General features: G+C 67.1%; 28 protein-coding genes. 22 read left to right on the top strand and 6 right to left on the bottom strand.

The genetic code is table 11. The annotated features are described in order from the left end of the window. Nucleotides 1–192: 192 nt before the first annotated feature. From ACLJK8_RS17635 to ACLJK8_RS17575, 13 genes are all read left to right on the top strand, one after another. Nucleotides 193–735: a lytic transglycosylase domain-containing protein gene (locus ACLJK8_RS17635; RefSeq protein WP_413151657.1), complete on the top strand. Its 543-nt coding sequence runs from the start codon at nucleotides 193–195 to the stop codon at nucleotides 733–735. Then, entirely contained in the window at nucleotides 732–1,064 is a 333-nt protein-coding gene (locus ACLJK8_RS17630; protein ID WP_413151656.1) for a TrbC/VirB2 family protein, read from the top strand. Before ACLJK8_RS17635 ends, ACLJK8_RS17630 begins: the two co-directional genes overlap by 4 nt. After that, complete coding sequence (locus ACLJK8_RS17625; protein ID WP_413151655.1) at nucleotides 1,061–1,342, top strand: VirB3 family type IV secretion system protein; 282 nt, start codon at nucleotides 1,061–1,063, stop codon at nucleotides 1,340–1,342. The genes ACLJK8_RS17630 and ACLJK8_RS17625 overlap by 4 nt, the downstream gene beginning before the upstream one ends. Nucleotides 1,343–1,433: 91 nt before the next feature. After that, nucleotides 1,434–3,137 (top strand): helicase HerA domain-containing protein, encoded by a 1,704-nt coding sequence (locus ACLJK8_RS17620; RefSeq protein ID WP_413151654.1) that lies wholly within the window; start codon nucleotides 1,434–1,436, stop codon nucleotides 3,135–3,137. Beyond that, nucleotides 3,064–3,690: a hypothetical protein gene (locus ACLJK8_RS17615; RefSeq protein WP_413151653.1), complete on the top strand. Its 627-nt coding sequence runs from the start codon at nucleotides 3,064–3,066 to the stop codon at nucleotides 3,688–3,690. Before ACLJK8_RS17620 ends, ACLJK8_RS17615 begins: the two co-directional genes overlap by 74 nt. Further along, nucleotides 3,690–3,827, top strand: coding sequence for a hypothetical protein (locus ACLJK8_RS17610; protein WP_413151652.1), 138 nt, complete (start codon nucleotides 3,690–3,692; stop codon nucleotides 3,825–3,827). The genes ACLJK8_RS17615 and ACLJK8_RS17610 overlap by 1 nt, the downstream gene beginning before the upstream one ends. Continuing rightward, the gene (locus tag ACLJK8_RS17605; protein ID WP_413151651.1) at nucleotides 3,824–4,531 is read left to right on the top strand and encodes a type IV secretion system protein; all 708 of its coding nucleotides are present in this window, start codon (nucleotides 3,824–3,826) and stop codon (nucleotides 4,529–4,531) included. Before ACLJK8_RS17610 ends, ACLJK8_RS17605 begins: the two co-directional genes overlap by 4 nt. Before the next feature lie 4 nt (nucleotides 4,532–4,535). Next, nucleotides 4,536–4,937, top strand: coding sequence for a hypothetical protein (locus ACLJK8_RS17600; RefSeq protein WP_413151650.1), 402 nt, complete (start codon nucleotides 4,536–4,538; stop codon nucleotides 4,935–4,937). Nucleotides 4,938–4,944: 7 nt separating this feature from the next. After that, complete coding sequence (locus ACLJK8_RS17595; protein WP_413151649.1) at nucleotides 4,945–6,120, top strand: type IV secretion system protein; 1,176 nt, start codon at nucleotides 4,945–4,947, stop codon at nucleotides 6,118–6,120. Between the two features lie 73 nt (nucleotides 6,121–6,193). Next, complete coding sequence (locus ACLJK8_RS17590) at nucleotides 6,194–6,871, top strand: virB8 family protein (protein ID WP_413151648.1); 678 nt, start codon at nucleotides 6,194–6,196, stop codon at nucleotides 6,869–6,871. Between the two features lie 5 nt (nucleotides 6,872–6,876). Continuing rightward, nucleotides 6,877–7,692: a TrbG/VirB9 family P-type conjugative transfer protein gene (locus ACLJK8_RS17585; RefSeq protein WP_413151647.1), complete on the top strand. Its 816-nt coding sequence runs from the start codon at nucleotides 6,877–6,879 to the stop codon at nucleotides 7,690–7,692. Next, on the top strand, nucleotides 7,689–8,966 hold the full coding sequence (locus ACLJK8_RS17580; protein WP_413151646.1) for a TrbI/VirB10 family protein: 1,278 nt from the start codon (nucleotides 7,689–7,691) through the stop codon (nucleotides 8,964–8,966). Before ACLJK8_RS17585 ends, ACLJK8_RS17580 begins: the two co-directional genes overlap by 4 nt. After that, entirely contained in the window at nucleotides 8,966–9,991 is a 1,026-nt protein-coding gene (locus ACLJK8_RS17575) for an ATPase, T2SS/T4P/T4SS family (RefSeq protein ID WP_413151645.1), read from the top strand. Before ACLJK8_RS17580 ends, ACLJK8_RS17575 begins: the two co-directional genes overlap by 1 nt. Before the next feature lie 28 nt (nucleotides 9,992–10,019). On the opposite strand, the gene ACLJK8_RS17570 is transcribed toward ACLJK8_RS17575, so the two are convergent. Then, nucleotides 10,020–10,454: a DUF305 domain-containing protein gene (locus tag ACLJK8_RS17570; protein ID WP_413151644.1), complete on the bottom strand. Its 435-nt coding sequence runs from the start codon at nucleotides 10,452–10,454 to the stop codon at nucleotides 10,020–10,022. A 59-nt stretch (nucleotides 10,455–10,513) separates the two neighbouring features. After that, nucleotides 10,514–10,846 (bottom strand): hypothetical protein, encoded by a 333-nt coding sequence (locus ACLJK8_RS17565; RefSeq protein ID WP_413151643.1) that lies wholly within the window; start codon nucleotides 10,844–10,846, stop codon nucleotides 10,514–10,516. Nucleotides 10,847–11,000: 154 nt separating this feature from the next. Between ACLJK8_RS17565 and ACLJK8_RS17560 the strand changes: the two genes are divergently transcribed. Both ACLJK8_RS17560 and dmeF read left to right on the top strand, forming a co-directional pair. Further along, a complete protein-coding gene (locus ACLJK8_RS17560; protein ID WP_413151642.1) occupies nucleotides 11,001–11,273 on the top strand; it encodes a metal/formaldehyde-sensitive transcriptional repressor in 273 nt (90 codons plus the stop codon). After that, entirely contained in the window at nucleotides 11,270–12,214 is a 945-nt protein-coding gene (dmeF, locus tag ACLJK8_RS17555; RefSeq protein WP_413151641.1) for a CDF family Co(II)/Ni(II) efflux transporter DmeF, read from the top strand. The genes ACLJK8_RS17560 and dmeF overlap by 4 nt, the downstream gene beginning before the upstream one ends. 44 nt (nucleotides 12,215–12,258) lie before the next feature. On the opposite strand, the gene ACLJK8_RS17550 is transcribed toward dmeF, so the two are convergent. Further along, on the bottom strand, nucleotides 12,259–13,692 hold the full coding sequence (locus ACLJK8_RS17550; protein ID WP_413151640.1) for a multicopper oxidase family protein: 1,434 nt from the start codon (nucleotides 13,690–13,692) through the stop codon (nucleotides 12,259–12,261). Nucleotides 13,693–13,774: 82 nt separating this feature from the next. Continuing rightward, entirely contained in the window at nucleotides 13,775–14,017 is a 243-nt protein-coding gene (locus ACLJK8_RS17545; protein ID WP_413151639.1) for a heavy-metal-associated domain-containing protein, read from the bottom strand. A 194-nt stretch (nucleotides 14,018–14,211) separates the two neighbouring features. On the opposite strand from ACLJK8_RS17545, the gene ACLJK8_RS17540 reads away from it, so the two are divergent. Next, nucleotides 14,212–14,580 (top strand): hypothetical protein, encoded by a 369-nt coding sequence (locus tag ACLJK8_RS17540; protein ID WP_413151638.1) that lies wholly within the window; start codon nucleotides 14,212–14,214, stop codon nucleotides 14,578–14,580. A gap of 292 nt (nucleotides 14,581–14,872) precedes the next feature. Here the strand turns inward: ACLJK8_RS17540 and cueR are convergent, their stop codons facing one another. Next, complete coding sequence (gene cueR, locus ACLJK8_RS17535; RefSeq protein ID WP_413151637.1) at nucleotides 14,873–15,322, bottom strand: Cu(I)-responsive transcriptional regulator; 450 nt, start codon at nucleotides 15,320–15,322, stop codon at nucleotides 14,873–14,875. Continuing rightward, nucleotides 15,319–17,847, bottom strand: coding sequence for a heavy metal translocating P-type ATPase (locus ACLJK8_RS17530; RefSeq protein ID WP_413151636.1), 2,529 nt, complete (start codon nucleotides 17,845–17,847; stop codon nucleotides 15,319–15,321). Before ACLJK8_RS17530 ends, cueR begins: the two co-directional genes overlap by 4 nt. Nucleotides 17,848–18,775: 928 nt before the next feature. On the opposite strand from ACLJK8_RS17530, the gene ACLJK8_RS17525 reads away from it, so the two are divergent. The 6 genes from ACLJK8_RS17525 (at nucleotide 18,776) to ACLJK8_RS17500 (ending at nucleotide 25,167) form a co-directional block, all read left to right on the top strand. Further along, nucleotides 18,776–19,972 carry an acyltransferase family protein gene (locus tag ACLJK8_RS17525; protein WP_413151635.1) on the top strand — a complete coding sequence of 399 codons (1,197 nt, stop codon included), beginning with the start codon at nucleotides 18,776–18,778 and terminating at the stop codon, nucleotides 19,970–19,972. A gap of 236 nt (nucleotides 19,973–20,208) precedes the next feature. Next, the gene (locus tag ACLJK8_RS17520; protein ID WP_413151634.1) at nucleotides 20,209–20,616 is read left to right on the top strand and encodes a DUF305 domain-containing protein; all 408 of its coding nucleotides are present in this window, start codon (nucleotides 20,209–20,211) and stop codon (nucleotides 20,614–20,616) included. A 133-nt stretch (nucleotides 20,617–20,749) separates the two neighbouring features. Next, on the top strand, nucleotides 20,750–21,223 hold the full coding sequence (locus ACLJK8_RS17515) for a DUF305 domain-containing protein (protein ID WP_413151633.1): 474 nt from the start codon (nucleotides 20,750–20,752) through the stop codon (nucleotides 21,221–21,223). A gap of 58 nt (nucleotides 21,224–21,281) precedes the next feature. After that, nucleotides 21,282–23,627, top strand: coding sequence for a heavy metal translocating P-type ATPase (locus ACLJK8_RS17510; protein ID WP_413151632.1), 2,346 nt, complete (start codon nucleotides 21,282–21,284; stop codon nucleotides 23,625–23,627). Nucleotides 23,628–23,737: 110 nt separating this feature from the next. After that, the gene (locus ACLJK8_RS17505) at nucleotides 23,738–24,286 is read left to right on the top strand and encodes a TlpA family protein disulfide reductase (protein ID WP_413151631.1); all 549 of its coding nucleotides are present in this window, start codon (nucleotides 23,738–23,740) and stop codon (nucleotides 24,284–24,286) included. Between the two features lie 245 nt (nucleotides 24,287–24,531). Continuing rightward, a complete protein-coding gene (locus ACLJK8_RS17500; RefSeq protein WP_413151630.1) occupies nucleotides 24,532–25,167 on the top strand; it encodes an NrsF family protein in 636 nt (211 codons plus the stop codon). The last annotated feature ends 147 nt before the right edge of the window (nucleotides 25,168–25,314 follow it).

Below are 25,314 nucleotides of genomic sequence, written 5' to 3'. Positions count from 1 at the left end.
TCTGGCGGCGATCCGAGAGCGTGAGATGGCTGAAGCGCGTCTTCATTCAGGATGTCCTTTCGCTTTCCAACATCCTGCCAGATCTCAAAAGTCGCAGTTCAGAATAGCGCGTACCCTCCGGATGTGCGTCGTACCGATAATATCTATTATGATAGAAACGTTTCCGGTGAAGCTGCGGGGCCCGCGGTCTCGATGTCCTCCAGGAGCGCGAACAGCGCCGTCTACCGGCCGATGGCCGAGGGTGTGGCCGAGGTCTACGCGGACGATCCGGCGGTCGTTGACGCCGGCCTTGACGAGGCGGATTTCGTCCGGCTCTTCGTCGCGCTGATCGACCAGGAGTCGCGCTTCAATCCACGCGCGGTGTCGCCGAAAGGTGCGCGCGGGCTCGGCCAACTGATGCCCGAGACCGCGGCGCTCCTCGGCGTCGACGCGGCCGAGCCGATGGCGAACCTGCACGGTGCCGCGCGCTACCTGACCGCGCAGCTCGCCGAGTTCGGCCGGGTCGACTGGGCGCTCGCTGCCTACAACGCCGGGCCGCACCGGGTCGCGCAGTTCCACGGCGTCCCGCCGTACCGCGAGACCCGCGACTACGTCGCCCGGATCACCGCCGCGGCCGAGATCGACGGCGCGGCGCGCGCGCTCGCCACCACCACCGCCCTCGACGACTCCGACGTCCTCGAGCCCGCGGCTCTCGCAGCTCCCGCACAAGGAACCGTGCTCGAATGGAAAAGATGATGCTCCTCACCCGCAGGATGGTCGGCCTTCGGCTTCCTTCCATCGCTCCCGGTGCGCACCTCGTCTGGCTGATGCTCGCGCTCTTCGGGGCGGCCGTCGTCCTCGGCGGCCCGGCGATGGCGCAGGACCTCTCGCCGATCGACAGCTTCTTCGCGACGCTCGGCGCGGCGCTGACCGGCACCACCGGCCGGGCGATCGGCCTCGTCGCCCTCGCCGCCGTCGGCATCATGTTCCTCTTCGGGCGGATGAACATGGGCTTCGCCGTCTCGATCTGCGTCGGCCTCGTCATCCTCTTCGGCGCCGCGACGATCCTCGGCGGTTTCGCGTGAACGCGAGCGCGCCCTGCTTCCAGGCGCTGACCAGGCCCGTCTCCATGGTGGGCCTGCCGCTGACCTACGTGATCATCCTCGCGATGACGGTGATGGGCGGCTTCATCGCGACGCTGTCTTTCGTCTACCTCGCCGCGTCGGCGATCGTCGGCTACGCGGCGCTCCGCGCGCTCGCTGCCTGGGACCCGCGGATCTTCGACGTGATCTTCACGAGCCTCCGGCGGACGCCTTTGCCGGCCGCCTGGCTGCGGGGCAAGGGGGTCGTCTATCGTGCTTGAGAGCGTGAAGAGCTTCGCGCGCAGGCGGCTCGAGCCCAAGGAGCGCCACGACGACGCGGCGTTGATCCGGCACCTGCCCTATGTCACCGCGGTGACCGACGACGTGCTGATGCTCCGCGACGGCGAGATCATGGCGACCTTCGCCGTCGATGGCATCGGCGCCGCCACCGCCGAGAGCGTGCTCGTCGGCGACGTGGCGGACGCGGTGCAGGCGGTGGTGGCCCAGGCATCCCCCGACCTCGGCTTCCATCTCCACCGCGTCTCCTTCGTCGCCGACAGCCGTCTGTCGCCGCCGCTCGACGCCGACTCCTTCTCCTTCGAGGTCGACCGCCGCTGGCAGGCGGCGCTTGCGGCGATGGAGTTGCGCGAGCGCCGCTCGTTCCTGACCGTGGTGCTGCGGCCGCAGAAGCTCCTCGGGCTCTCGACCCGGCTCTTCGGTGCTGGCGCAACGGCGCAGCGCGATCACCTCGCCCGCCGCGTCGATCGGCTGAACGAAGCGGTCTCCTACCTGATGGAGACTCTCGCCGTAGCCGGGCCCGAACGCCTCACCGTCGTCGACGGTCGCTGGCTCGGGCTCCTGAGAACGCTCGTCACCGGGCGCTTCGAGCCGACCCCTCTGCCCCCTAGCTTCGAGCCGGTGGCGAACCTCGTCGCGGGCTCCAGCGTCCGCTTCGAGGGCGATCGCTTCCTCGTTCCGGGCGCCTCGACGATGGACATGCGTTTCGGCGCGGTCTTCTCGCTCAAGGCCTATCCGGCGTCGACGGCGCCCGGCGTCTTCGACCACTTCGACCTCGACTTCGACAGCGTCGTTACCCACAGCTTCACCCCGATCGAGCAGTTCGAGGCCCTCGCCCGCATCCGGCGCACCGTCCGCCAGATGGGCGCCGCCGACGATGCCGCGGCCTCGCTCCGCGGCCAGCTGATCGACGCCGCCGACGATCTCGCCTCGGGGCGGATTTCCTTCGGCCTGCACCACGCCTCGATCGCGATTGTCGCCCGCAACGAGGAGGAACTCGACGAGGCCGCCGCACAGGTCCGCGCCGCCGGCCAGCGCGCCGGCTGTGTCCTCGTGCGCGAGGACATCGGCGCCCGCGCGACCTGGTTCGCCCAGCACCCCGGTAATCACGGCTACCGCGCCCGCGCCGCGATGATCTCGTCGCGGAACTTCGCGCACTTCACCGCGCTGCATGCAGCGCCCGTTGGCCTCGGTCAGGCCGCGACACCATGGGGCGAGGCGGTGACCATCCTTCCGACCGTCTCCTCAAGCGCTTACCGCTTCAACTTCCACCTGCGAGGCAGGCCGGGCGAGCGCACCGTCGGCCACACATTGGTGCTCGGGCAGACCGGGTCGGGCAAGACCCTCGGTACCGCGTTTCTGGTAGCGCAGGCGCGTCGCACGGGAGCCCGGGTCATCGTCTTCGACAAGGACCGCGGTCTCGAGATGCCGGTGCGCGCCATGCGGTGCCTACAGTGCCGTGCGCCTCGGAGAGGCGACAGGCTTCAACCCCTTCGCCGCCGAGACCGACGATCGCGGCCGCGCCTGGCTCGGCGACTGGCTCGCCGCGATGCTCTCGCGCGAGGGGCCGCTGACCGCGATCCAGAGCCAGGCGCTCACGCAAGCCGTGGCGGCGAACGCCGAGACCGATCCGGCACTCAGGACATTGGCCTCCTTCCGCCGGCAGTTCCGCTCGCTCGACGACGATGGCGCGCTCTACGACCGCATGGGCGATTGGGACGAGGACGGCAGCTTCGGCTGGCTCTTCTCCGGCGAGGGCGTCGACAGCCTCTCCTTTGACGCGCCCGTCACCGGGTTCGACCTCACCGAGATCTTCGACACCAGCGCGGTCCGCACCGCCTGGCTCTCCTACGTCTTCCGCCGCATCGAGCGCACCGTCGAGGACAGCCGGCCGACGCTGATCGTCCTCGACGAGGCTTGGAAGCTCCTCGACGACCCCTACTTCGAACGCCGGCTGAAGGACTGGATGCTTACCATGCGCAAGAAGAACGTCGCCGTGGTGCTGCTGACCCAGCGCGTCGCCCACATCCGCGAGAGCAAGGCCGGCGGCTCGATCCTCGAGTCGGCGGTGACGACGTTCCTCTACCCGAACTCCCGCAACAGCCCCGAGGAGCTGGCGCCCCTCGCCCTCTCCGATCGCGAGCTCGACTTCGCCTGCGTCAGCGCGCTCGAGGCGCGGCTGGCACTGATCCGCTCCGGCGGCACCAGCGCCATCGTCGACATGGACCTGCGCGCCCTCGGGCCCCTCGTGAAGGTGCTTGGCGGCGGCGCCGGCGAGTGGGCGCCGGCCGGATGGCGTGACGCCCCGGACTTCTGGAAGGAGATTGCCTGATGCCCCCGATGAGATTGCGATGGCTCTGGCTCACCCTCGCGGCCGGCGTTCTCGCCGGCTGCGCGGGCTACACCGACAAGACCAGTCCCTGCGTCTGCGACTGGACGCCGATCGGCGACGGGACGGTGCCGGTATGACAAGACGCATCCGGAAGATGGTCGCGTTGGCGGCGACGGCGATCGCCCTCCTCGCCGCTCCGATCGATCGTGCCGCGGCGCAGGGCGTGCCGGTATACGACGCGACCAGCGTCGCCAAGCTCCTCGAGCAGATCGCCACCCAGGCCGAGCAGCTCGCCACCATGAAGACCCAGCTCGAGAGCCTGACCGGCGCGCGCGGGATCGGCGCGTTCCTGAACGCGCCCGAGGACATCGCCGCCCGGGCGGCTGCCCAGAACCTCTCGGGCATCGTCGATGGGGCGATCACCGGCAGCCCGATCCTCGGCAACACCGCGCGGCTCGCTTCGGCGATCGAGCGGCTGCGCGGCAACTACCAGCTCGACCTCCTCGGCCCCTACGGCAGCTCGGACATCGTCCAGTACCGGGCGCTCGCCAATCTCGGTGGCTCGTCGCTCGCGGCGATGGCGACCGGCGAGGACAGCTATCTGCGGGCGAACGAGGCAATGACCCGGGTCGACCGGATGGTGCCGCAGATCGATGCCAACACCGACGTGAAGGCGGCGATTGATTTCAACACCCGGGTCCAGATCGAGCAGATGCAGGTGATGAACGAACTTCTGCGGGTGCTTTCGGCCCAGGCGAACGCGACGGGCGCGCAGGCGCTGTTCATGACCCGCGAGCAGATGGCTTCGCGGGAGTTCATGAAGGTTGGACGGGAGGAGTAACCCCATGAGAATGCAGACTGTAGCGGCGGTCGTCGCCGCGATTCTTGCAACGGCCACCGGCGCCCGAGCGGCGGGGTCATTCGTGTGCGAGCGCTCCCCAACGGTCGAAGTAGCGCAACAGGTCGGTGGCAACTTCGCGCTCCAGAACATCGTCAATGAGTATCGCGTTCGGTGGGATGCCGCGGAGGCACGCCGTGAGTGCGAGGCCTTCGCGGCAGGGCAACCCTCGGAGATCAGCTGCCTGAACGATCGACGCGACTGGACGGCGATCATGGCGAGCGTGCCTGAGGACTACTTCGGTCAGTCGAACAAGGCGCTCGCTGCGACCTATCGAAAGGAGATGCAGAGAGGAAACGGCTTCAAGGAAGCTATGGCCTACTGCCGCAGCGTGGGTGCCATCGAGTAAGTGTGAGATGGCGACTTACATCCAGGACACCCTGACGAAAATCGACGTATCCGTGGCGACTTACGCGCAGAACGTGTTCGTCGACATCGGCGGGCCGGTCGCCGCCACCATTCGCCTCGCGGGACTGGTGTCTCTCGCCTTCCTCGCCATCAACGTCGTCATGCAGTGGGCGCCGTTGCGCGTGACCGATTTCGTAAAGTGGAGCGTGCGCTACCTGATCATCCTGGCCGTCGCCACGTCTTGGAACCAATTCCTTCCCTTCTACGACATGCTCACCAACGTCCCGAGCTCAATCGGGGCAGAGCTGCTCGATGTGGCCAGCGCCCCGACCCTCAATGAGGCGCTGGATCAGATGGTGACGTCGATCTTCGACTTCTCCGACCGCGCCGCTGATGAAAGCGGCTTCTTCTCCATCAGCCTGCTCTCGATCGTCCTGGCGATCGTCGGGGCCCTTATGGCGTGCGTCGCCATCCTCGTTGCTGCGATCGCCAAGATCGGTCTAGCGATGGCGGTGTCTCTCGCCCCGATCTTTATCGGGACGCTGCTCTTTCGGGGAACCAGTGACCTGTTCGCAAGCTGGGCGAAGTTCACCCTCGGCTTCGCATTGATCCCGCTCGTGCTCGCCGGCGTCATGGGCGCGATCGTCGGGATCGGCGGCGCCATGATCGCCGAGATCGACGCGGCAGTGACGCTGACGGATGCCGCCGGCTTCCTGATCGTCGCCCTCGCCGCGATCTTTCTCATGTCCCAGGTGCCAACGATGGTGAACGGGCTCGCTGGCACGGTCGTCGCTACCGCAAGCGGCGTCCGCGAGGCGCGCCAGCTCGCCGGCCGCGTCGGCATGGCCGGCGGCGGGGTGAAGGCGGTCGCCCGCGGCGCCCACCCGGCGGTCGCGGCGGTATCCGGCGCGATCGGCGCCGGCCGCACCGCCGAAGGCGGCATGGGCGCTCGGGCATCGGCTGGCGCGCAGGAACTCGTCCAGAACTATGAGGCTCGGAAGAAGGCGCGCGAGCGTCATCAGACCCGGATGGCGAACATGGGCCGGCGCTCCACCTTCGGTAGCGATTTCGAGACGGCCCAGGCCGGCTCGCTGCAGTTCACCCGCGAGCGAAGGCGCCAGCGCGCCGCAACGCGGACGGCCGATCGCTCGACCTCCGACAAGGCCAAGGCGCCGCCCGGCTAAGCCCGCTTCCGCCGCAGATCGTCGTTCGCGCGCCCCTCCGTCGCGGCGTCACGGAAAAGGAGTCCATCAGCTCATGTCCCAAGGGTCCGAGGTGGTCCAGCGCTTCGAGGACGAAGTCTTCTTCGGCCTGCAGCGGCGGGCGGCGCTCTTCGGCTGGATCGCCGGCCTGTCGCTGGCGACGGCGCTCTGCGCCGTCGGCGCGATGGTCGTCATGCTGCCGCTGAAGGAGATCCGGCCCTACGTCGTCATGGTCGATCGCCAGACCGGCGAGTCCGAGCTCGTGGTCTCGACCCGGCCGGCCGATCTCGCCGAGACCGACGCGGTGCGCCAGGCCGAACTCGTCCGCTACGTCAGCGAGCGCGAGACCTACGACACGGCCGACAACCGCGAGCGCATCCCCGCGGTCCTCGCCACCTCGCAAGGACAGGCGGCGACCTCGCTCCGCGCGCTCTGGACCCGCGAGGCCGACCAGTACCCGCCGGCGATCTACGGCGAGGACAGCCTGATCAAGGTCAAGGTCCGCTCAGTCGCGATCCTGAATGACGCCACCGCCCAGGTGCGCTTCACCCGCACCCTCGAGCAGCCCGGCCTGCAGCCGGTGGTCCGCGCCTTCGTCGCCACCGTCGGCTTCGTCTTCCAGCCGCGCGTCGAGCGCACGCTCGAGGCGGTCTGGCAGAATCCGCTCGGCTTCACCGTGACGCGCTATCGCATCGACGCCGAGACCCTCGACTCCAGCACCGGAAAGGGATGATCGACATGCGCAGCCTCCTCGCCGCCGTGAGTCTTGCGGCCCTGTCGATCGTCGCCGCAACGCCCGCCACCGCCGAGACCGCTCCGCGCTCGATCGGCGCCGACCCGCGGATTAAGCAGTACACTTACGTCAAGGACACGGTCTATCGCCTTGATGTTGCGATGAAGATCATCACCTCGATCGAGTTCGCCCCCGGCGAGGCGATCGACAGCGTGCTGATGGGCGACAGCGAAAGCTGGCAGGTCATCCGCCTGCAGAGCGGCAACGTGCTGGCGGTGAAGCCGCTGATCGCCGGCGCCCGCACCAACATGACCGTCTACACCTCGCAGAACACCTACACCTTCGAGCTCCGCGCCGTGCCGATCCCGGCCGGCTCCTCGACGCTCAACTACCGGATCGGATTCCGATACCCCGAACGCGAACGGGCGAAGGTGGCGAGCCGCCAGGTCGAGCAAGCGCGGTCGCGCGATCCGAACTACTATGTCGCCGGCGCCGCGACGAAGTTCCGCCCGGTGGCGGTCTACGACGACGGCCGGCGCACCATCTTCGAGTTCCCGCGGGACTCACCGCGGCCTGCGATCTTCCGGGTCGACGAGCAGGGTCGCGAGAGCATCATCAACGTTCGCGAGACCGAGACCGGCGCCGTCGTCATGGGCACCTCCGATCGCTGGACGCTCAGGATCGGCGACGACGAGCTCTGCGTCGCCCACGAGCGCGTGCTCAAGACCGTCCCCGGCGGCCGCCGCGCCAAGGCGCTCCGCCCCGGCTACCTCGTAGCTACCAGCCAGCCCGCCTCCGCCACGCCCGGCCTCCCGAAATGACCGAGAAGAGCCAGGAGGAGCGCGACCGCCTCGAACGGATCAGCCGGCGGATGGGACCACCGGCCCCGAGCCGCGGGCCGCGGATCGCCGTCGGCATCCTGATCGGCGTGCTGCTGGTCATCGGCGCGCTCTGGGCCTTCGCCCCGGCGCAGGTCCGCTCGCTCTTCGACTTCAGCACCTCACGGCCCCAGGACATGCAGCAGCCGGCGGCCTTCGCCGAGGGCATCTCGACCGAGGTCCCGCGCGGCGAGCCCGTCGACACCGAGCCGCTGTCGACCGAGCTGCCGGTGGCGCCACCGGAGGCCGACGGGCTGAGCCCGGAGGACCAGCTGCGCCTCGATGAGATGGAAGCCCGGCTGCGGGCGCTCGCCGACCAGCCGGGCGGCATGACCCGGGAGGAGCTGCAGGCGATGCTCGACGCCAACGCCGCGCAGCTCCGCGCCGAGATCACCCGGCAGCTCCTCGCCGATAAGCCGGTGACCGCCGGCGTCGATCCGACCCGCGCAACCGCCGAGGCCGAGGCGCGCAAGCGGATGGAGGAGGAGCGGAAGCGCCGCGAGGCGGTCGAGAAGGCGCAGGTCGCCTCGAACGGCCTGGTGATCGACGGCGCGACCAACGGCCAGGCGGGCGCCGGCAGCGCGGGCGGGCGCCGCCTCTCAGAGAACGAGGGCTTTCTCGCCGCCGCGGCCGAGCAGACCCACGACACCGTACGGGCCGAGCAGCTCGCCGATCCCTCGCGCACCATCGTGCAGGGCACGATCCTCGAGGGCGTGCTGGAGACCGCGATCAACACGGACCTGCCGGGGGCGATCCGGGCAGTGCTGACCGAGGACGTCGTCTCCTACGACGGGTCGACCACCCTCCTGCCCCGCGGTACGCGCCTCATCGGCACCTACAGCTCGAACGTGAAGATCGCGCAGCGCCGGGCGCTGATCGCCTGGAACCGGGCGGTGACGCCGGCGGGCACCAGCGTCGCCTTGGGCGGCATCGGGGCGGATGCGCTCGGGCGCAGCGGTCAGACCGGGCACGTCGACACGCATTTCTGGGAACGGTTCGGCTCCGCCGCGCTGATCTCGCTGTTCGGGCTGGCCCCGCAGTTCGCGGTCGACGACGAGACCGATGAGGATGTCGCCGATGCTCTCGACGCCCTCGGCGGCGACCTCGAGTCCTCCTCGCGCTCGGCCCTCGACGCCTACCTGCGGATCGCGCCGACGATCAACGTCGACCAAGGCGACCGGCTCACCATCTTCGTCAACCGCGACCTGGTGTTCTGATGGGCGAGGCCCCTGCCCTCTCCGGGACGCGCAGCCATGCCGAGCACGACCTGCGCGAGCTCCGGCCGCTGCTCGTAGCCGAGGACGTCAACGAGGTGGTGATCAACCCGGACGGCGCGGTGTGGTCCGAGCGTGCCGACGCGGAACACATGGTCCGCACCGGGCATCATTTCCCGCCCGGCAAGGTCCAGCAGCTGAGCAAGCACCTCGCCGGCGAGACGATGAACCGGCTGGGGCCGAAGCATCCGATCGTCTCGGGGAGCCTGCATGCCTTCGGGCAGGTGCTGCGCGTGCAGATCGTCGTGCCGCCGGCTGTGGAGGAAGGGGCGTCGCTTTCGATCCGGAAATATGTGTCGCGGATCCTCGACGTTGGCGAGATTGGCTTCCTCGAGGGGCGTCAGGTAAGTGTCGAGGGACTGCGGCGAAAGCGGCTTGCCGAGCTCGCGAAGCTGGCCGAGGCCGGGGAACTCGCCAAACTGTTCCAGCGAGCGATCGACCACAGGATGAACATCCTAGTCTCCGGAGGCACGTCCTCGGGCAAGACAACGGTTGCGCGGGCGCTCCTGTCGCTAACCGATCGTGCCGAGCGCCTGGTGACGATCGAGGATGCGCGGGAGCTGCACCTGCCGCACGAGAACAACGTCGCGCTGATCTCCGAACGGGTGACGACCTCGGAGCGGACGCCGGCGAAGCTGCTGATGGCAGCGCTGCGGATGCGACCGGATCGGCTGATCCTTGGAGAAATGCGCGGCGAGGAGGCTCTGTCCTTCCTAGAGGCGATCAACACCGGCCACCCCGGCTCCATAAGCACGATCCACGCCGACAGCCCCGTTCTGGCAATGGAGCGACTGGCTTTGATGGTGATGCGCACAGGTATTGGCCAGTCGCGCCGCGACGTGCTCGAATACGCCCGCTGCACGATTGATCTCATCATACAAGTCGGACGTCGCCACGGTCGACGAGGCGTGCTGGAGGTTCACATGCCTGCACTTGCCCTGCTTCGGGTAAGTGGCGCCGGAGAATAGCCGGCGCCGTGGGGCGATTAATGATGAATCATTGAGCATTCTCCTCAATCCACGTGGTTAGCTCAGCGATCTCCTTGGTCTGCGCATCTATGATCATCTGCGCCATGTCCTTCATTGTCTGATCGTCACCGTGCTCGAGCTCGACCTCGGCCATGTTGATCGCCCCTTGGTGGTGCGGGATCATGCCGCAGGCGAAGGCGACGTCGGGATCGTCGGCCATGATTCCCTGCATCATCTGCTCGCTGGTCGCCATCATGCCTTGCATCATCGCGGCCTGAGCCTTGCCCATCTCCGCCGTCGGCGGCGCCATGTCGTGGCCCGCCGGAGCGACCTCGGTTTGGCAGGCTTCCGGCAGCGTTGCCGCTCCCGCCATGCCCTGCATGCCGGTCTCCTGCGCCTGGGCCAGACTGCATAGGGTGAAGAACGCAGTCGTCGCTGCGGCTAGCGTGGTGTATCGGTGCATTTGAATCTCCTGTCGTTTCTGACGATCCGCGGATCGCCGTTTCCCTTTAGCTTCCGGCGTCAGATCGGCTTCGGAGGTGGAGGTGCGATCTCGGGTGAGCGGCTTGTAGCGTGCGACGCCTCGCCGGGTTGCGGCACAAAACGGCAGACCGAAGCCACGAAGAGCGGCACTGCCGACATCAGCGCCCCGTAACAGTTGGCAGCACAACACGCATGACCGAGGCTCGGGGCGGGATGGTTGCAGATGGCGACATCCGAAACCGAGATGTCGGCGCGCTGGTCATGCCCGGGGTGCACGTTGGCGCCAACCGCCGACATCGGTGGAGCACCGACTGCGAGCATCAGGACAGCCAGCAGCACTGCCAGCACGCCGCTCCGATAGGTCCACCGCAAGCTTCGTCCTCCCGCGCAATCAACCGGCCGACGGCTGACCCGTTCCTCGCCTGCGCCCTACACTTATGCGCTAGCCAGCAGCCGTTACCGGCGCATCCTGCGGGCCCCTCATGCCCCTTTGCAAAGCATGACATATGGTATAGGCCCCTACCCTATGAGTCACACGATCAAGAACCAGGCCAAGCTCCTGGCCCGCGTCCGTCGCCTGAAAGGCCAGATGGAAGCAATCGAGCGGGCGTTGGAAGCCCAAGCTCCCTGCGGCGAGGTGCTGAACCTCGTGGCCTCCGTCCGCGGCGCAATCGGCGGTTTGACGGCTGAACTGATCGAAGACCACGTGCGCGAGCACGTCATGGACGAGCTTGACGCCGGCGCACGCGCTAGGGGGGCGGCCGAGCTGATCGAGGTAGTGAGGAGCTACCTGAAATGATCGATGCACATCATCCTGCCGTTGCCTCTGGCGGCCATGCCCACGTGTTTCTGGGCGCCGCCCATGAGCGCAACGAGCGGCGCACATGGCTGGTGATCTCGCTCACCGCAACCATGATGGTGGTGGAGATAACGGCGGGTTACGCCTACGGCTCGATGGCTCTCATCGCGGACGGCTGGCACATGTCCACCCATGCGGCAGCCATGCTGATTGCGGCGCTTGCCTATCTCTACGCTCGCCGCCACGCCTCGAACCCCCGCTTCACCTTCGGCACTGGCAAGCTTGGTGACCTGGGCGGCTTTGCAAGCGCCGTGGTGCTCGCGCTGATTGCGTTGCTGATCGGCTGGGAGAGCGTTCAGCGGTTCCGTTCCCCGGTGCCGATCGACTTCCAGATGGCCATTGGGGTCGCCGTGATTGGCCTGGTGGTCAACCTCCTCAGCGCTTGGCTCCTGCGCGACGATCATCACCACGGCCACGGGCAGGATCATCATCACGGCCATGGCCATCATCGGCATGGCGGCGACAACAACCTGCGCGCGGCCTACTTGCACGTGCTGGCGGATGCTCTGACCTCGGTCTTGGCTATCGGGGCTCTTCTGGGCGGGAGCCTCTACGGCTGGCTCTGGCTCGACCCCGCTATGGGGATCGTCGGTGCGCTCGTGATTGCACGTTGGTCCTGGGGCCTGATCCGCGATGCGGGTAGCGTCCTCGTGGACTACATGCCTCCAGCTGAGGATCTTCCCCAGGAAATCCGCGGAGCAATCGAAAACGACGTGGACCGCATCACCGACCTCCACGTTTGGCAGCTCGGGCCCGGTCACCACGGCGCGATCGTCTCGATCGTGACGGCGCACCCTGAAGCCCCGTCACACTATCGCGCCAAGCTTGCCCACATTCACGACCTCTCGCACGTGACCGTTGAGGTCGAACCAGCAGCTTAGTCCCTATCGTTCGTCATCGTCGCGAGCCCGCGCCCTCGATCAGCTTACGACACGACCAGTGTTGTCATCATGCCGGTCTGGAGGTGTGGCATGTGGTGGCAATGGAACATCCACTCCGCCACCTCGCCGGCGTCGAGGGCGATGGTTACCGCTGCCATTGGCGGCACGAGCACGGTGTCGCGGCGAGCGCCGGAGAAGCGAGTGCCGTTGATCGCCACGACCTGAAAGACATGGCCATGCAGGTGCATCGGATGCGCCATCATCGACATGTTGTGAAGCGTGAGCTCAACCCGCTCGCCGCTCTTCGCCGTCACCGGCCTTCGGTCGGCGAAGGTGCGGCCGTCGATCGTCCAGGCGTAGGGCGCCATGGTGCCCCCGAGCATCAGCGTCCGCTCCTTGTCCGCCGCCCGTCCGGCCAACGGCTCGGCGGGGCGAAGGCGCGCCTCGAGCGCGAGGTCGAGAGGCGGGGAGAGCGCGCCCTCCTCGGCGATCCGCGCGACCCTGGTGCCGGCCGGGGCGAGGACGATGCCGGTCCGCTGAGGGGCGCCCTCGCGAAGCGCGAGGACGGGCAAGGCCGCGCCATCCGCGGGCATGCCGACCTCGATGTCGGCGCGTTGGCCCATCGAAAGCGGGAAGCGGCTTCCCGTCACCGGCTCGACCGCGTGACCATCGACGGCGACGAGGCTGCCCTTCGCGGCGCCGAGGTCGATCCAGAAAGCCGTGGCGGCGGCAGCGTTGATGACGCGCAGGAGCACGCGGCCACCCTTGTCCACCGTTACCACCTCGGGGTCATCGAGGGTGCGGTCGTTGGCGAGGTAGGCGTCGAACTCGATGTCGTTGAGATCCATCGCCATCATGCCGGACATGTTGCCATGATCCATGCCCGTCATCCCGGCCATGCCGCCCATCGTGCCCCCCGTCGTAGCGTGGTTCATGCCGCGCCCGACACCGAGGCTGGCCATCAGCTCCGCGGGCGGGGTGAAGGAGAAATCATGGAGGAAGAGCGTCACCTCCTGACGGTCGGCGGCGAGATCCTCGGCCGAGCGGACGATCAGCGGCGCGGCGAGAAGCGCCATCTCCTGCAGCGGGATGTGCGCATGCATCCAGTAGGTGCCGGGTTCCGGCACGTAGTCGTAGTCCCGCGCGTCGCCAGGCCGCAGCGCCGGAAGCGGGAAGTCGGGCACGCCGTCCTGTTCGTTCGGGGGGACCTGGCCGTGCCAGTGGATGAGGGTCGGTTCGGAAAGCTTATTAGTCACGCGCACCGAGAAGCGGGCGCCGGGGTCGAGGACGAGCCCCTGCCCACCCGTGCGGTTCGCAAGGGAGAGGACCGTGGCGGCGCGACCACGGACGTCGAGGGTGCGGGTGGAAGCGGTGATGCTGGCGTCCGGCGAGGAGGCCGCGAGGCCGATCCGCGGCAGGCAGAGCGCCGCACCTGAGACGAGACCGACCGAGAGGAAGTCGCGGCGAGAAAGGGGCATCGTTGTGGCTTTCGGACGAATGCAGGGGCCGGCCCCGACAAGGCAGTCGCGCCGTCAGGGCGCGGCTGCTTTCGAGGTCAGATCAGGCGAGTGTGACTTCGTAGCCGGCGTCGGCGATGATCGCCTTGGCCAGCTCCGCAGGCGCGTCGACGGAGACGGTCCTGGTCGAGAGGTCGACCACGACCGGCACGCCAGGAAGCTTCTCGGCGAAGGCCTTGGTGATCGAGCTCACACAGTGGCCGCAGGACATGTCGGGGACGGAGAAGACCGCGGCGTCTGCCGCCCTGGTCTCAGCCTTGGTGGAGGAGCAGCTGCAACCGCACATGGGATGAACCCTTCTCTTCTGGTGTTCCGAATCGGGGTTTCGCACCCCTTGTGGCTCATGTGGGGTTTCCAAGCGTTGGAAGGTCAATTCCTTCCCCGGGAAAAAGTCACCTCGGGGCATTTCATTGCAACCAACCAGCCGCTAACATTCTGCTCTCGGGCCCAATCTTTATCAGGGCCGGGAGGGAGTACATCGTGCCGACGAACGCCGCCGCGTCGGACCCTCTGCCAGCATTCATTACCGCGCCGGGATCGACCGACTGGTTGATGATGACGATGGCGGTGTTCCTGGTCGTCTTCGTATTCTCGTTTGGACTATTCTACCTACGCCTGCACGCCCTGCCGGAGCATATCGCCCAGCGCACGAACAAGGTGCAGTTGCAGTTCGTCTGCATCCTCGCGCTGCTCGCGATGTTCACGCACAATAATGCCTTCTGGATCGCCGCCCTCCTGCTCGCGTTTGTAACGCTGCCAGACTTCTCCACCCCAATGAGATCAATCGCCCGTTCGCTCAGGAAGCTCTCGCGGCTCGATCCACCGGCCAGCTCGAACAACCTGCCTTAGGACCACCGGGGCCGGGACATGTTGGCGCCCGACGCCGCCCAGACTACGATCTCTTTGGCTGCGGCAGATGCCGGCCGCGGATGTACCTGCGATGAGAAAGTGCGCGTCTTCCCGCCCGCTTGCGCCCGACCATCGTGCGAGCTGCGTCCGGCAGTCGAGCAGTCGACCCGACGTTGAAGCGCGTCGCCATGGCCGCTGCGCCCACGAACGAAAGCTTGGCTGAGCCAGGGCGGGTCGGCTTCGGGCGGCCCGGACGAGGATTGCAACGGCGAGCCGGGTGAGAACCGCGCAGTTACTGAATCGTCCGCGGGACGGCGCCCCGTCGGGGGCGGATCGACAGATCCTCCCCCGCTTCGTCAGTCTCCAGGCGGTGGAGGATCGGGCATTCGGGCCGGTGGTCGCCCTGACAGCAGTCGACGAGCGCAGTCAGCGTTCCGGCCATCTCCTGGAGGTCGGCGATCCGGCGATGAAGGGCTCCGATATGCCCGAGTGCGATGCGCTTGACCTCCGAACTCTGTCGGGACTGGTCGCGCCAGAGACCGAGGAGCTCGTTGATCTCTGCGACCGCGAAGCCGAGGTCGCGGGCGCGCCGGATGAAGCGCAGCATGTGGACGTCGGTGTCGGAATAGTCACGATAGCCCGAAGCGGTCCGGCCCGCCTTCGGGATTAGCCCGGTCTGCTCGTAGTAGCGGATCATTTTCGCCGAGACGCCTGAAGCCTTCGCTGCCTGACCGATGTTCACTGTGCCTCTCCTTGCGGATGCGAATGGGCCCGGTCGATGCCGCGCCCGTCAAATGCATGGTTTCGAGCGGCGACCGCGAAGCGCCGCAGGCGCAAGGCGTTGCCCAGCACGAAGATGCTCGACAGCGCCATCGCCCCGGCCGCGAAGACCGGCGACAACAGCACACCGAAGGCCGGGTAGAGCGCGCCTGCTGCGACCGGGATCAGGGCCGTATTGTACACGAAGGCCCAGAACAGGTTCTGTCGGATGTTGCCGATCGTCGCCTTGGAGAGGGCGATGGCGGTCGGCACGCCCTGCAGATTCCCCGACATCAGCACCACGTCCGCTACCTCGATAGCGACGTCGGTGCCGGTGCCGATGGCGATCCCTACGTCTGCCTCGGCCAGGGCTGGCGCGTCGTTTATGCCGTCGCCGACGAAGGCGACCTTGCCATGCGCGCCCTTCAGCCGCTGGACGGCCGTGACCTTGCCGTTGGGCAGCACTTCGGCCACCACTTCGTCGATGCCGAGGCGGTTGGCGATGGCCTTCGCCGTGCGGGCGTTGTCGCCGGTGATCATCGCGACCTCGAGGCCGAGGTCGTGGAGTGCCTTGATCGCTTGGGGCGCCGTTGCCTTGATCGGGTCGGCCACCGCGATGACCGCCGCGAGCTTGCCGCCGATGGCGGCGAAGAGCGGTGACTTGCCCTCCGAACCGAGCCGATCCGCCGTGGCGGCGAAGCGCGACACCTCATGCCCGAGCTCGGCCATGTAACGGTCGGCGCCGATCTCCACCGGCAGCCCGTCGACGATGGCCCTCACGCCGAAGCCGGTGATCGAGGCGAAGGCCGAAACCACCGGCAGGACGAGTCCCTCGGCTTGCGCCGCCTCGACGATGGCGCGGGCGATCGGGTGCTCGGACTTCGCCTCCACCGCCGCGACCTTGCCGAGCACGTCGGCGCGGGCGAAGCCCTCGGCGACCTCGAGGTCGGTCAGTGACGGCCTGCCCTCGGTCAGCGTGCCGGTCTTGTCGAGCGCGACGACCTTCGCGTCCTTCAGGAGCTGCAAGGCCTCGCCCTTGCGGAAGAGCACGCCGAGCTCCGCGCCGCGGCCCGTCCCGACCATGATCGAAGTCGGCGTGGCGAGCCCCATGGCGCAGGGGCAGGCGATGATGAGCACCCCGACGGCGTTGACGAGCGCGAAGGTGAGCGCCGGCGACGGCCCGAACCATAGCCAGGCGCCGAAGGTGATCGCAGCTACCGCGAAGACGGCGGGGACGAAGTACATCGTCACCTTGTCGACCATCGCCTGGATCGGCAGCTTGGACCCTTGGGCCTGCTCGACCATTCGGATGATCTGGGCGAGCACGGTGTCGCCGCCGACCGCTGTCGCCGCGAACGTGAAGGCGCCCTTCTGATTCACCGTGCCGCCGACGACCTCCGCTCCGGGCTTCTTGGCTACCGGAACCGGCTCGCCGGTGATCATCGACTCGTCGACGTAGCTCTCGCCTTCGACCACTTGGCCGTCCACGGGCAGGCGTTCGCCAGGGCGCACCTCGACGATGTCGCCCGGGACGACCGCGGACATGGGCAGGTCCACGACCACGCCGTCGCGGCGCACCCGGGCCGTCTTGGCCTGCAGCCCGACAAGCCGCTTGATCGCTTCCGAGGTCCGCCCCTTGGCGCGGGCCTCGAGAACGCGGCCGAACAGGATCAGCGTCACGATGACCGCGGCAGCTTCGTAATAGACGTTGATCGTCCCGGCCGGCAGGAAGCCGGGCGCGAAGGTCGCGACAAGCGAGTAGCCGTAGGCCGCGAGCGAGCCGACCGCCACCAGGGAGTTCATGTCCGGCGCACGTCGCCACAGCGCCGGAAAACCCTTCTCGTAAAAGCGGATGCCGGGGACGAAGAGGACGAGCGTCGTCAAGACCCACTGGATGTACCAGCTCGACTGCATCCCGATGGTGGACTGGATGAGCGCATGGAGACCGGGAATGACGTGGGAACCCATCTCCAGCAGGAAGACCGGAAGCGTCAGCACCAGCGCGATGGTAAAGTCGCGCTTGAGGCCCTGGAGCTCGGCCTCTTTCTTGTCCTCGGTCTCCTTGCCCTCGGGGGCCCCGATCGGGGCCGCCGTGTAGCCGGCCTTGGCGACCGCCGCGATCAGGGCTTCGGTGCTCGCAAACCCTCGGACGGTAGCGCGCTCGGTCGCGAGGTTGACCGTGGCCGCCGATACCCCCGGCACCGCCGTCAGGGCGCGCTCGACGCGCCCGACGCACGACGCACAAGTCATTCCCTGGATGGCGAGTTCCATTGAATCCGATCGAACGACATAGCCGACACGCTCGACCGCGCCAACGAGCGCGGCCGGATGGACCGTCCCCTTGGTGGTGATCCTGGCGCGCTCGGTCGCGAGATTCACTGAAACTGAGTCGACGCCCGGCACTGCCCGCAGGGCGCGCTCGACACGGCCGACGCACGACGCGCAGGTCATCCCCTCGATAGGGAACGCGATGGAGGATACGTCCTGGCTGCGTACGGGTGCGTTCATGGCGGGCTCCTGTCCTGATGTCCTCCTCGGCGGAGATGGGGCTTCCCATCATTGGAAGGTCAAGATGATTCTTTTGGATCACCCGGCGCGGGCCCCCATCACGGCAACGCCGAGAGTGACCGAGACCACAGCAGTCCATTGCGCCTCTTGCAGGAGGTCGATCAGCCTTTCTCGGCAGTTCCATCGCTGCGGAGGAGGGACGCGGTGCGCCGCCGTCGGTCCTGAGTGATCAACCGTCAATCACGAGTACGCGAGCAGGCTTTCAGCTCTGGAGAGTATCCAGTTGAAATGTCGTCAAGATACAGCCGCCTAAGAGACGCCTCCCTGCGACAACAACCCGTTGATCCACACCGGCGGATCTGGCCTCCTAGGCGTCCCAAGCTTTACGGTCCTCCGTTCGAGGACGTTGAGATGATCGCAGGCTACATCGGCTCCAGGACTCTGCGCGACCGAGCGTTGCGCGATAGCTTAGGCGTCCGCGCCGTTGCCGCGTTTGTTGGGCGGATGGGGCGGGCGAACATCCTTTTCTGCGCCCTGCTTCTTCTTTCGCTGGCGGCCGCCGGAGGGGCGCTGGCGCATGCCTCCGCCCCTCGTCTCGATGTTCCCGGCCGCCTGGCGGTCGAGCCCGCGTCCGGCAAAGATCACACGGACGCAGATTGCTGCCAGCCCGCCAGCTTCCACGGGAGTTGCGTGCAAAGCGGAACCTCGGGACTTCCGGCCGCCGAACCGAAGCTGGCGCCCCGGGATCGTTTTGCCCTCATTTTTCCCCGTCGCCCGGATCAGCCGCACGAGGGGCGCGCGCTGGCGCCCGATCCCGCCCCACCTCGCCCCGCCTCCGCCTAAAGGTTTGCCAGTTCCGCTCCCGTTGGTCCGACACCTGTAGTCGTGTCGGCGGGCGGTACCATGTACTTGTTTCCCGGAGGCTATCATGCCCGCCCACGTATCGACCGGCGCGATCGGCGCCGAACCGATCCCGCACTTCACCCCGCGCTCCACCGCGCTTTCTGACCTCGACCGCCGCCGGATCGGCTTCCTGCGCCTCGTCCTGGTGCTTGCGCTCGTCTTCCTGCACTACGGCGGCGTCTACGGCTCGTCCTTCTCGCCCTACCCCGGCTACCAGGGGCAGCCGCTTCCCGTGGCCGCGATCCTTATCTCGTTCGTGCTCTTCATCGGCTTCACCGCGGTCCCTGCGATGAGCGCGATCTCGGGTTTTCTGTTCTTCCAGGGAGCCACCCCACAACGGCCGCCGGACTTCGCCCGAAAGCTGCGACGTCGCGTGCACTCGCTCGTGATCCCGTTCCTGATCTGGGGAACGCTGTTCGCCCTCGTCGGCTATGCCGTGCACCTGATCTACCCGGACCTCTTCGCGGCCTTCTTCGCCAAGAACCAGAGCTTCCTGCGCACCTGGGGCAACGCTATCATCGGCATCAACCGCACCCAGGTGGCCTTCCAGCTCTGGTTCATCCGCGACCTGATCCTGACGGTAGCGGTGAGCCCGCTCATCTGGCTCCTCGTCGGCCGGCTGCCCTGGCCCACGTTCGTTGCTCTCGTGCCGCTCTGGATCCTCGATTACGATCTCGTGATCTTCCACCGGCTCGACGTGCTGCTCTTCTTCTCCTTTGGCGCGGCCTGCGCCATGCACGGCTTCCGCCCCGAGCTGCCGAAGCGCTGGGTCGTGCCAGTCTTCGTGTTGTTCCTCATGGCGGCGATGGCCCGGACCCTCGCACCTTGGGCGCTTGGCCGCGCGGATGGGCTCGGCTTCGACGTCGCCACCGGCGCCATGCGTATCCTCGGCGCGCTCGCAGTCTGGAACGCCGCGCTCCTAATGATCGACGGCCGCTTCGCCGCATGGGTCGGTCGCAACACCTACATGGCGTTCTTCATCCACGCCGCGCACTACCCGCCGATTCTGTTCATCAAGCTTTCGCTCGGGTCGATGATAGACCCGATGTCCGAGGTGGCACAGATCACGCTCTATCTCTTGACCGTTAGCCTGACCATCTCGGGCCTCATCGCTCTCGGGCGCCTGCTCGAGCGCCGAACGCCGAGGCTGTTCAAGGTCATTAGCGGCGGCCGCACGGAAGGCGGGTCCAGAAAGGAACGCGCCGGCTTCCTGCCGACGTAGGAACTGGAGCTCCCGGCGGGGGACTGGCGGAAACATCCGCCATCCACCCCTCGAGCAGACGAGCCGCAGCCCGCTGCCGGCAGGAATGGGGTCATCCGCGGGGGTTGACCTTCCAACGATGGGAACGACTAGGTGCTCCCGCATGAGACAGTTCAGGAGGAACTCATGCCGATCCAGATGATCGCAAAACCCGCCTCACCGCCGGCTTCCGGCTGCCGCGCTGAAAGGAGGGTCCGATGAACAGGCTCACTCCGATTTTTATCAGTGGCGCCATTCTCGTTAGCGCCGGTCTCGCCGTCGCGCAGAACCAGGCGGGCCAGAACAGCGGCGGGATGCAAGGCCACGACATGCCCGGGATGCAGGAGGAGATGCCCGCGTCTCCCTCCGAAAGTCCCTCGACCGAAGCCTTCATCGCCGCGAACGACAAGATGCACGCGGACATGATGATCGAATACACCGACGACCCGGACATCGATTTCATGCGCGGCATGATCCCCCATCACGAAGGCGCCATCGCCATGGCCAGGGTCGAACTGGAGTACGGCAAGGATCCGCAGATCCGCCAGCTTGCCGAAGAGGTCATCGCTGCCCAGGAGAAGGAGATCGCCATGATGAGGGAGTGGCTTGCCGCGCGCGGTCAGTAGCAGGAGCAAAAACGACGCTTCGCCATTACCGCGGGCAAGATGCACGACACCGCGGCAAATCTCGGCTTCGTCTGCCAAACCCGTCGCGAGGCCACCAAATCTGGGGGCCTCGGGAACTGCGAGGAGGAGCGACATGACGGCGAACGATCATAGTGATCACGGCGGCCACCCCTACGTGATGTTTTGGGCGAACATGGCGCTCGGCCTCGTCGTCATGTACTTCGTGATGTTCTCGATGATCGACGGTCTCGGGGACTTCAGAAACAACCTCAACATGTTCTACATGGCCGTCACTATGTGGGCGCCGATGGGCATCTTCATGCTGATCACGATGCCGGGCATGTTCTCGAACCGGAGCGCGAACCTCGCGCTCTACGCCTTGCTCGCCGTGCTGACCCTCGGGGCCTTCTGGGCGACCCGATCGCAGACGCTCATCGACGACAGGCAGTTCATCGCCTCCATGATCCCCCACCACTCAGGCGCGATCCTCATGTGCCGGGAAGCCAGCCTTTCCGACCCGGAGTTGGTGACTCTCTGCGAGGCGATCGCCGAAGCGCAGCGAGAGGAGATCGCGCAGATGGAGCGGATCGCCGACCGGCTTCGCTGAATCAAACCTGCCCATCTCAGAACTTGACCTTGCCGGGGGGCGGGAGAGGGAAACGACAATGTCAGAACACCACAACCACGACAGCCATGCCTCCTCCTTGCCGGAGGGGAGCACGGTCAAGGATCCGGTCTGTGGGATGGACGTGGATCCCGGGACGACGGAGCATCACGCGGAGTTTCGCGGCACTGCCTATCACTTCTGCTCGGCCCGGTGCCTGGCGAGGTTCGAAGCCGATCCCGCCACCTACGCCGCGAGGACAGCGCCGCCCGATTCCGCTCCGCCGATGGCAGAGGGCACCATCTACACCTGCCCGATGCATCCGCAGATCCGTCAAGTCGGACCGGGCAACTGCCCGATCTGCGGCATGGCACTCGAGCCCGAGATGCCCTCAGCCGACACCGGCCCTAGCGCAGAATACCTCGACATGCGCCGCCGCTTCTGGATCGGGCTCGCGCTGACGATGCCGGTCTTCCTGCTAGAGATGGGCGGGCATCTCGTCGACTTGCATTCGGCCATAGCCCCGCAAACCTCGAACTGGATTCAACTCGTGCTGGCGACGCCAGTCGTGCTGTGGGCCGGTTGGCCATTCTTCGTGCGCGGCTGGCAGTCGGTGATGAACCGCCATCTCAACATGTTCACCCTGATCGCCATGGGAACGGGAGCCGCTTGGCTCTACAGCGTGGTTGCGACCCTCGCCCCCGGAATTTTCCCCGCGACCATGCGCGGCATGGGCGGGGCAGTGCCGGTTTACTTCGAGGCCGCGGCGGTCATCACCGTGCTCGTATTGCTCGGCCAGGTGCTGGAGCTCCGCGCTCGCGAGCAGACCGGCGGAGCGATCCGCGCGCTGCTCGACCTCGCGCCAAAGACCGCGCGCCGCATCAAGGCCGATGGCTCCGACGAGGAGGTTGGCCTCGACGCGGTAGAGGTCGGCGACCGGCTTCGTGTCCGGCCGGGCGAGAAGGTGCCGGTTGACGGCACCCTGGTCGAGGGCCGCAGCACTCTCGACGAGTCGATGATTACCGGCGAGTCGATGCCGGTCGGCAAGGAGGTGGGCGCCAAGCTCATCGGCGGCACGATGAACCAGACCGGCGGCTTCGTCATGGAAGCGGGCAAGGTCGGCCGTGACACGATGCTCGCGCAGATCGTACGCATGGTCGCCGACGCGCAGCGATCGCGTGCGCCGATCCAGCGGCTCGCCGACGACGTCTCCGGCTGGTTCGTGCCCGCGGTGATCGTCGTCGCCGTCATCGCCTTCCTGGCCTGGTTCTTCATCGGGCCGGAGCCGCGCTTCGCCCATGCGCTGGTCGCGGCAGTCGCGGTCCTCATCATCGCCTGCCCCTGCGCCCTCGGTCTTGCGACGCCGATGTCGATCATGGTCGGCGTCGGTCGCGGCGCCGGGCTAGGCGTGCTCATCAAGAACGCCGAGGCGCTGGAACGCTTCGAGAAGGTCGACACACTTGTCGTCGACAAGACTGGCACCCTGACCGAGGGGCATCCGAAAGTGACTGCCATCGTCCCGGCGGTCGGCCACTCGGCGGACGACATCCTACGCCTCGCGGGCACCCTAGAACGCTCGAGCCAGCACCCCCTCGGGCTCGCCATCGTAAGTGCCGCCGAGGCGAAGGGCCTGACGCTCGGGAAGGCTCAGAACTTCGATGCGCCGATCGGCAAGGGCGTGACCGGCAGCCTCGAGGGCAAGCAGCTCATCATCGGCAACCAGCGGATCATGACCGAGGCCGGCATCGACGTCTCCGCTCTGACCGCAAAGGCCGAAGAGCTGCGCAACGACGGCGCCACGGTGATCTTCATGGCCGCGGACGGCGCCCCCGCAGGCCTCTTCGCCATCGCCGACCCGGTGAAGACGACCACTCCCAAGGCGGTGAAGGGGCTGGCCGCTGACGGAGTCCGCGTGGTGATGCTGACGGGCGACAACAAGACGACGGCCGAGGCCGTTGCCCGCAAGCTCGGCATCACCGACGTCGAGGCCGAGGTGCTCCCAGAGGAGAAAAGCGCCATCGTCACGCGACTGCGCGAAGAGGGCCGGATCGTGGCCATGGCCGGCGACGGGGTGAACGACGCCCCTGCCCTCGCCGCGGCGGACGTCGGCATCGCCATGGGCACTGGCACGGACGTCGCGATCGAGAGCGCGGGGGTGACGCTGCTGAGGGGTGATCTTCAGGGCATCGATCGCGCGCGCAAGCTCAGTGCCGCGACCATGAAGAACATTCGCCAGAACCTGTTCTTCGCCTTCATCTACAACGCACTCGGCGTGCCGGTGGCCGCGGGGGTGCTCTACCCGAGCTTCGGCATCCTGTTGTCGCCGGTGATCGCGGCGGCGGCCATGGGCCTCTCCTCGGTCAGCGTCATCACCAACTCGCTGCGGCTGCGCAAGGCGCGGTTCTGAGCGAAAGTGGCGGGAAAGGCGCATTGGCTCGCGGCTGCGACAAAGTGCATGCACGCTTCGATTGCCAGTCCTTGTGGCGACCTGGCGACGCAGGCCGGGAAGGTGTTGCGGTGACAGCCTTAATCTTCGCGGCCTTCCTGACCGTCGTCGCGCTGCTGCCTACGGCAGTCGCCTCCGGCCCGTCCGCCGGCTTCGCGATGCATGCCGCTCCACGGGATCTGCCGCGGATCGCCTTCCAGGACGAGGCCGGACAGACTTTGTCGCTCGACGATTGGCGCGGAAAGTATGTCCTGCTGAACGTCTGGGCCACGTGGTGCCCGCCATGCCGCAACGAGATGCCCACGCTCGACAATTTGCAGGCGGGGCTCGGAAGCGGTCGCTTCGAGGTCCTGACGCTCTCGATCGATCGCGCTGGGGTCGGAGTGGTTCGGCGGTTCTACGACGAGAGCGGCATCGCCAACCTCCGGCTTGTCATAGACAAGAGCGGTCGCTCCGCCGCCGACTTGGGGGCGATCGGCTTACCGGCGACGATCTTGATCGATCCCGACGGGCGGGAAGTTGGGCGCCGGCTCGGTCCGGCCGAGTGGGACGCGCCGGAGGTGGCGGGGTTCATCCTCAAAATCATCAGTCCCTGGAAAGAACGGGGGCCAAGACAATAAATGACAGATCAGAAGCGCCGACCGACCGCAGCGGTGCTCCGCCTGATGGCCGAGCGCAGTCTGCTCGCAGCGGCGCGCCTGCGAGCGCATTCGGATCGACCCCAAGACCGTGCGCCGGGAGGCCCGAGCCGGGCGACGGGCGAGCGGCTGCGAAGCCTGGCGGCGGAACGGCGGCGCTTCGGCACCGGCGCCTCGGCACCCTCCTCGAGCGAGAGGAGGGCTGCTCGTCGTGGCAGGATAGCCGAATGAGAACCGATCAGTTCATCCGGGCAATTGCTGCCGACGTAGAACGGACACGCCCCGTAGAGGTGGCTTTGCCGCGAGCGCTGCTCGCGAGCGCGGTGATAGTGGGAGCAGCGTTTCTGATACTGGTGGGACCTCGGTCGGATTTCGGCGTGGTCGCGAGCAGCGCCAACGTTCTGCTAAAACAAGTTTTTCCGGTAATTTTGGCGATCGGCGCCTTCGGAGCGGTGGTTCGAGTGGCCCGCCCGGCTGCGCGAGTTGGGGGCTGGAGCGCCTTGCTGACGGCGGTCCCGCTCGTTCTGTTGACGGCGGTGGCCGCGGAGCTGATGCAAAAACCCAAGCAGGACTGGTATTCTGGACTGGTCGGGCAGACGCTCTGGTTTTGCTTGACTGTCATTCCCCTGATGTCTTTGCCGATTCTGGCGATCAGCCTTTGGATACTTCGGCGCGGCGCCAGCACTCGGCCGCCGGTGGCCGGCGCTTTGGCGGGCCTGATGAGCGGGGGAGTAGCGACTGCGCTTTATGCGATTCACTGCACCGAAGACAGTCCGCTCTTCTATGTGACCTGGTACAGCCTTGCCATCCTGCTGGTCACTGCCGTCGGCGCTGCCCTCGGCTCCCAGGTCCTGAGGTGGTAGCGTCGATCTCCGCCAAGCACGGCGCCTCGGTGATGAGAGTGTCCGGCCTTCTGTGTACGGATCTGCCGGTCCATGCTGAGAGGAAAGGACAGCGTGGACCATGGCGAAGAAGATCGACGACGCGATATTGGACGAACTGCTGAGGGG

The organism is Amaricoccus sp. W119, assembly GCF_047275745.1.
Lineage (GTDB): Bacteria > Pseudomonadota > Alphaproteobacteria > Rhodobacterales > Rhodobacteraceae > Amaricoccus.
The sequence above is the reverse complement of the archived record's forward strand: the minus strand, read 5'-3'. Positions and strand labels throughout refer to the sequence as shown.

Coding starts and splice junctions, on each gene's coding strand:
- ACLJK8_RS17635 (WP_413151657.1), top strand. CDS start 193: ATGTCCTCCAGGAGCGCGAACAGCGCCGTCTACCGGCCGATGGCCGAG.
- ACLJK8_RS17630 (WP_413151656.1), top strand. CDS start 732: ATGATGCTCCTCACCCGCAGGATGGTCGGCCTTCGGCTTCCTTCCATC.
- ACLJK8_RS17615 (WP_413151653.1), top strand. CDS start 3,064: ATGGGCGATTGGGACGAGGACGGCAGCTTCGGCTGGCTCTTCTCCGGC.
- ACLJK8_RS17610 (WP_413151652.1), top strand. CDS start 3,690: ATGCCCCCGATGAGATTGCGATGGCTCTGGCTCACCCTCGCGGCCGGC.
- ACLJK8_RS17605 (WP_413151651.1), top strand. CDS start 3,824: ATGACAAGACGCATCCGGAAGATGGTCGCGTTGGCGGCGACGGCGATC.
- ACLJK8_RS17600 (WP_413151650.1), top strand. CDS start 4,536: ATGAGAATGCAGACTGTAGCGGCGGTCGTCGCCGCGATTCTTGCAACG.
- ACLJK8_RS17595 (WP_413151649.1), top strand. CDS start 4,945: ATGGCGACTTACATCCAGGACACCCTGACGAAAATCGACGTATCCGTG.
- ACLJK8_RS17590 (WP_413151648.1), top strand. CDS start 6,194: ATGTCCCAAGGGTCCGAGGTGGTCCAGCGCTTCGAGGACGAAGTCTTC.
- ACLJK8_RS17585 (WP_413151647.1), top strand. CDS start 6,877: ATGCGCAGCCTCCTCGCCGCCGTGAGTCTTGCGGCCCTGTCGATCGTC.
- ACLJK8_RS17580 (WP_413151646.1), top strand. CDS start 7,689: ATGACCGAGAAGAGCCAGGAGGAGCGCGACCGCCTCGAACGGATCAGC.
- ACLJK8_RS17575 (WP_413151645.1), top strand. CDS start 8,966: ATGGGCGAGGCCCCTGCCCTCTCCGGGACGCGCAGCCATGCCGAGCAC.
- ACLJK8_RS17570 (WP_413151644.1), bottom strand. CDS start 10,454: ATGCACCGATACACCACGCTAGCCGCAGCGACGACTGCGTTCTTCACC.
- ACLJK8_RS17560 (WP_413151642.1), top strand. CDS start 11,001: ATGAGTCACACGATCAAGAACCAGGCCAAGCTCCTGGCCCGCGTCCGT.
- dmeF (WP_413151641.1), top strand. CDS start 11,270: ATGATCGATGCACATCATCCTGCCGTTGCCTCTGGCGGCCATGCCCAC.
- ACLJK8_RS17550 (WP_413151640.1), bottom strand. CDS start 13,692: ATGCCCCTTTCTCGCCGCGACTTCCTCTCGGTCGGTCTCGTCTCAGGT.
- ACLJK8_RS17545 (WP_413151639.1), bottom strand. CDS start 14,017: ATGTGCGGTTGCAGCTGCTCCTCCACCAAGGCTGAGACCAGGGCGGCA.
- ACLJK8_RS17530 (WP_413151636.1), bottom strand. CDS start 17,847: ATGAACGCACCCGTACGCAGCCAGGACGTATCCTCCATCGCGTTCCCT.
- ACLJK8_RS17525 (WP_413151635.1), top strand. CDS start 18,776: ATGCCCGCCCACGTATCGACCGGCGCGATCGGCGCCGAACCGATCCCG.
- ACLJK8_RS17520 (WP_413151634.1), top strand. CDS start 20,209: ATGAACAGGCTCACTCCGATTTTTATCAGTGGCGCCATTCTCGTTAGC.
- ACLJK8_RS17515 (WP_413151633.1), top strand. CDS start 20,750: ATGACGGCGAACGATCATAGTGATCACGGCGGCCACCCCTACGTGATG.
- ACLJK8_RS17510 (WP_413151632.1), top strand. CDS start 21,282: ATGTCAGAACACCACAACCACGACAGCCATGCCTCCTCCTTGCCGGAG.
- ACLJK8_RS17500 (WP_413151630.1), top strand. CDS start 24,532: ATGAGAACCGATCAGTTCATCCGGGCAATTGCTGCCGACGTAGAACGG.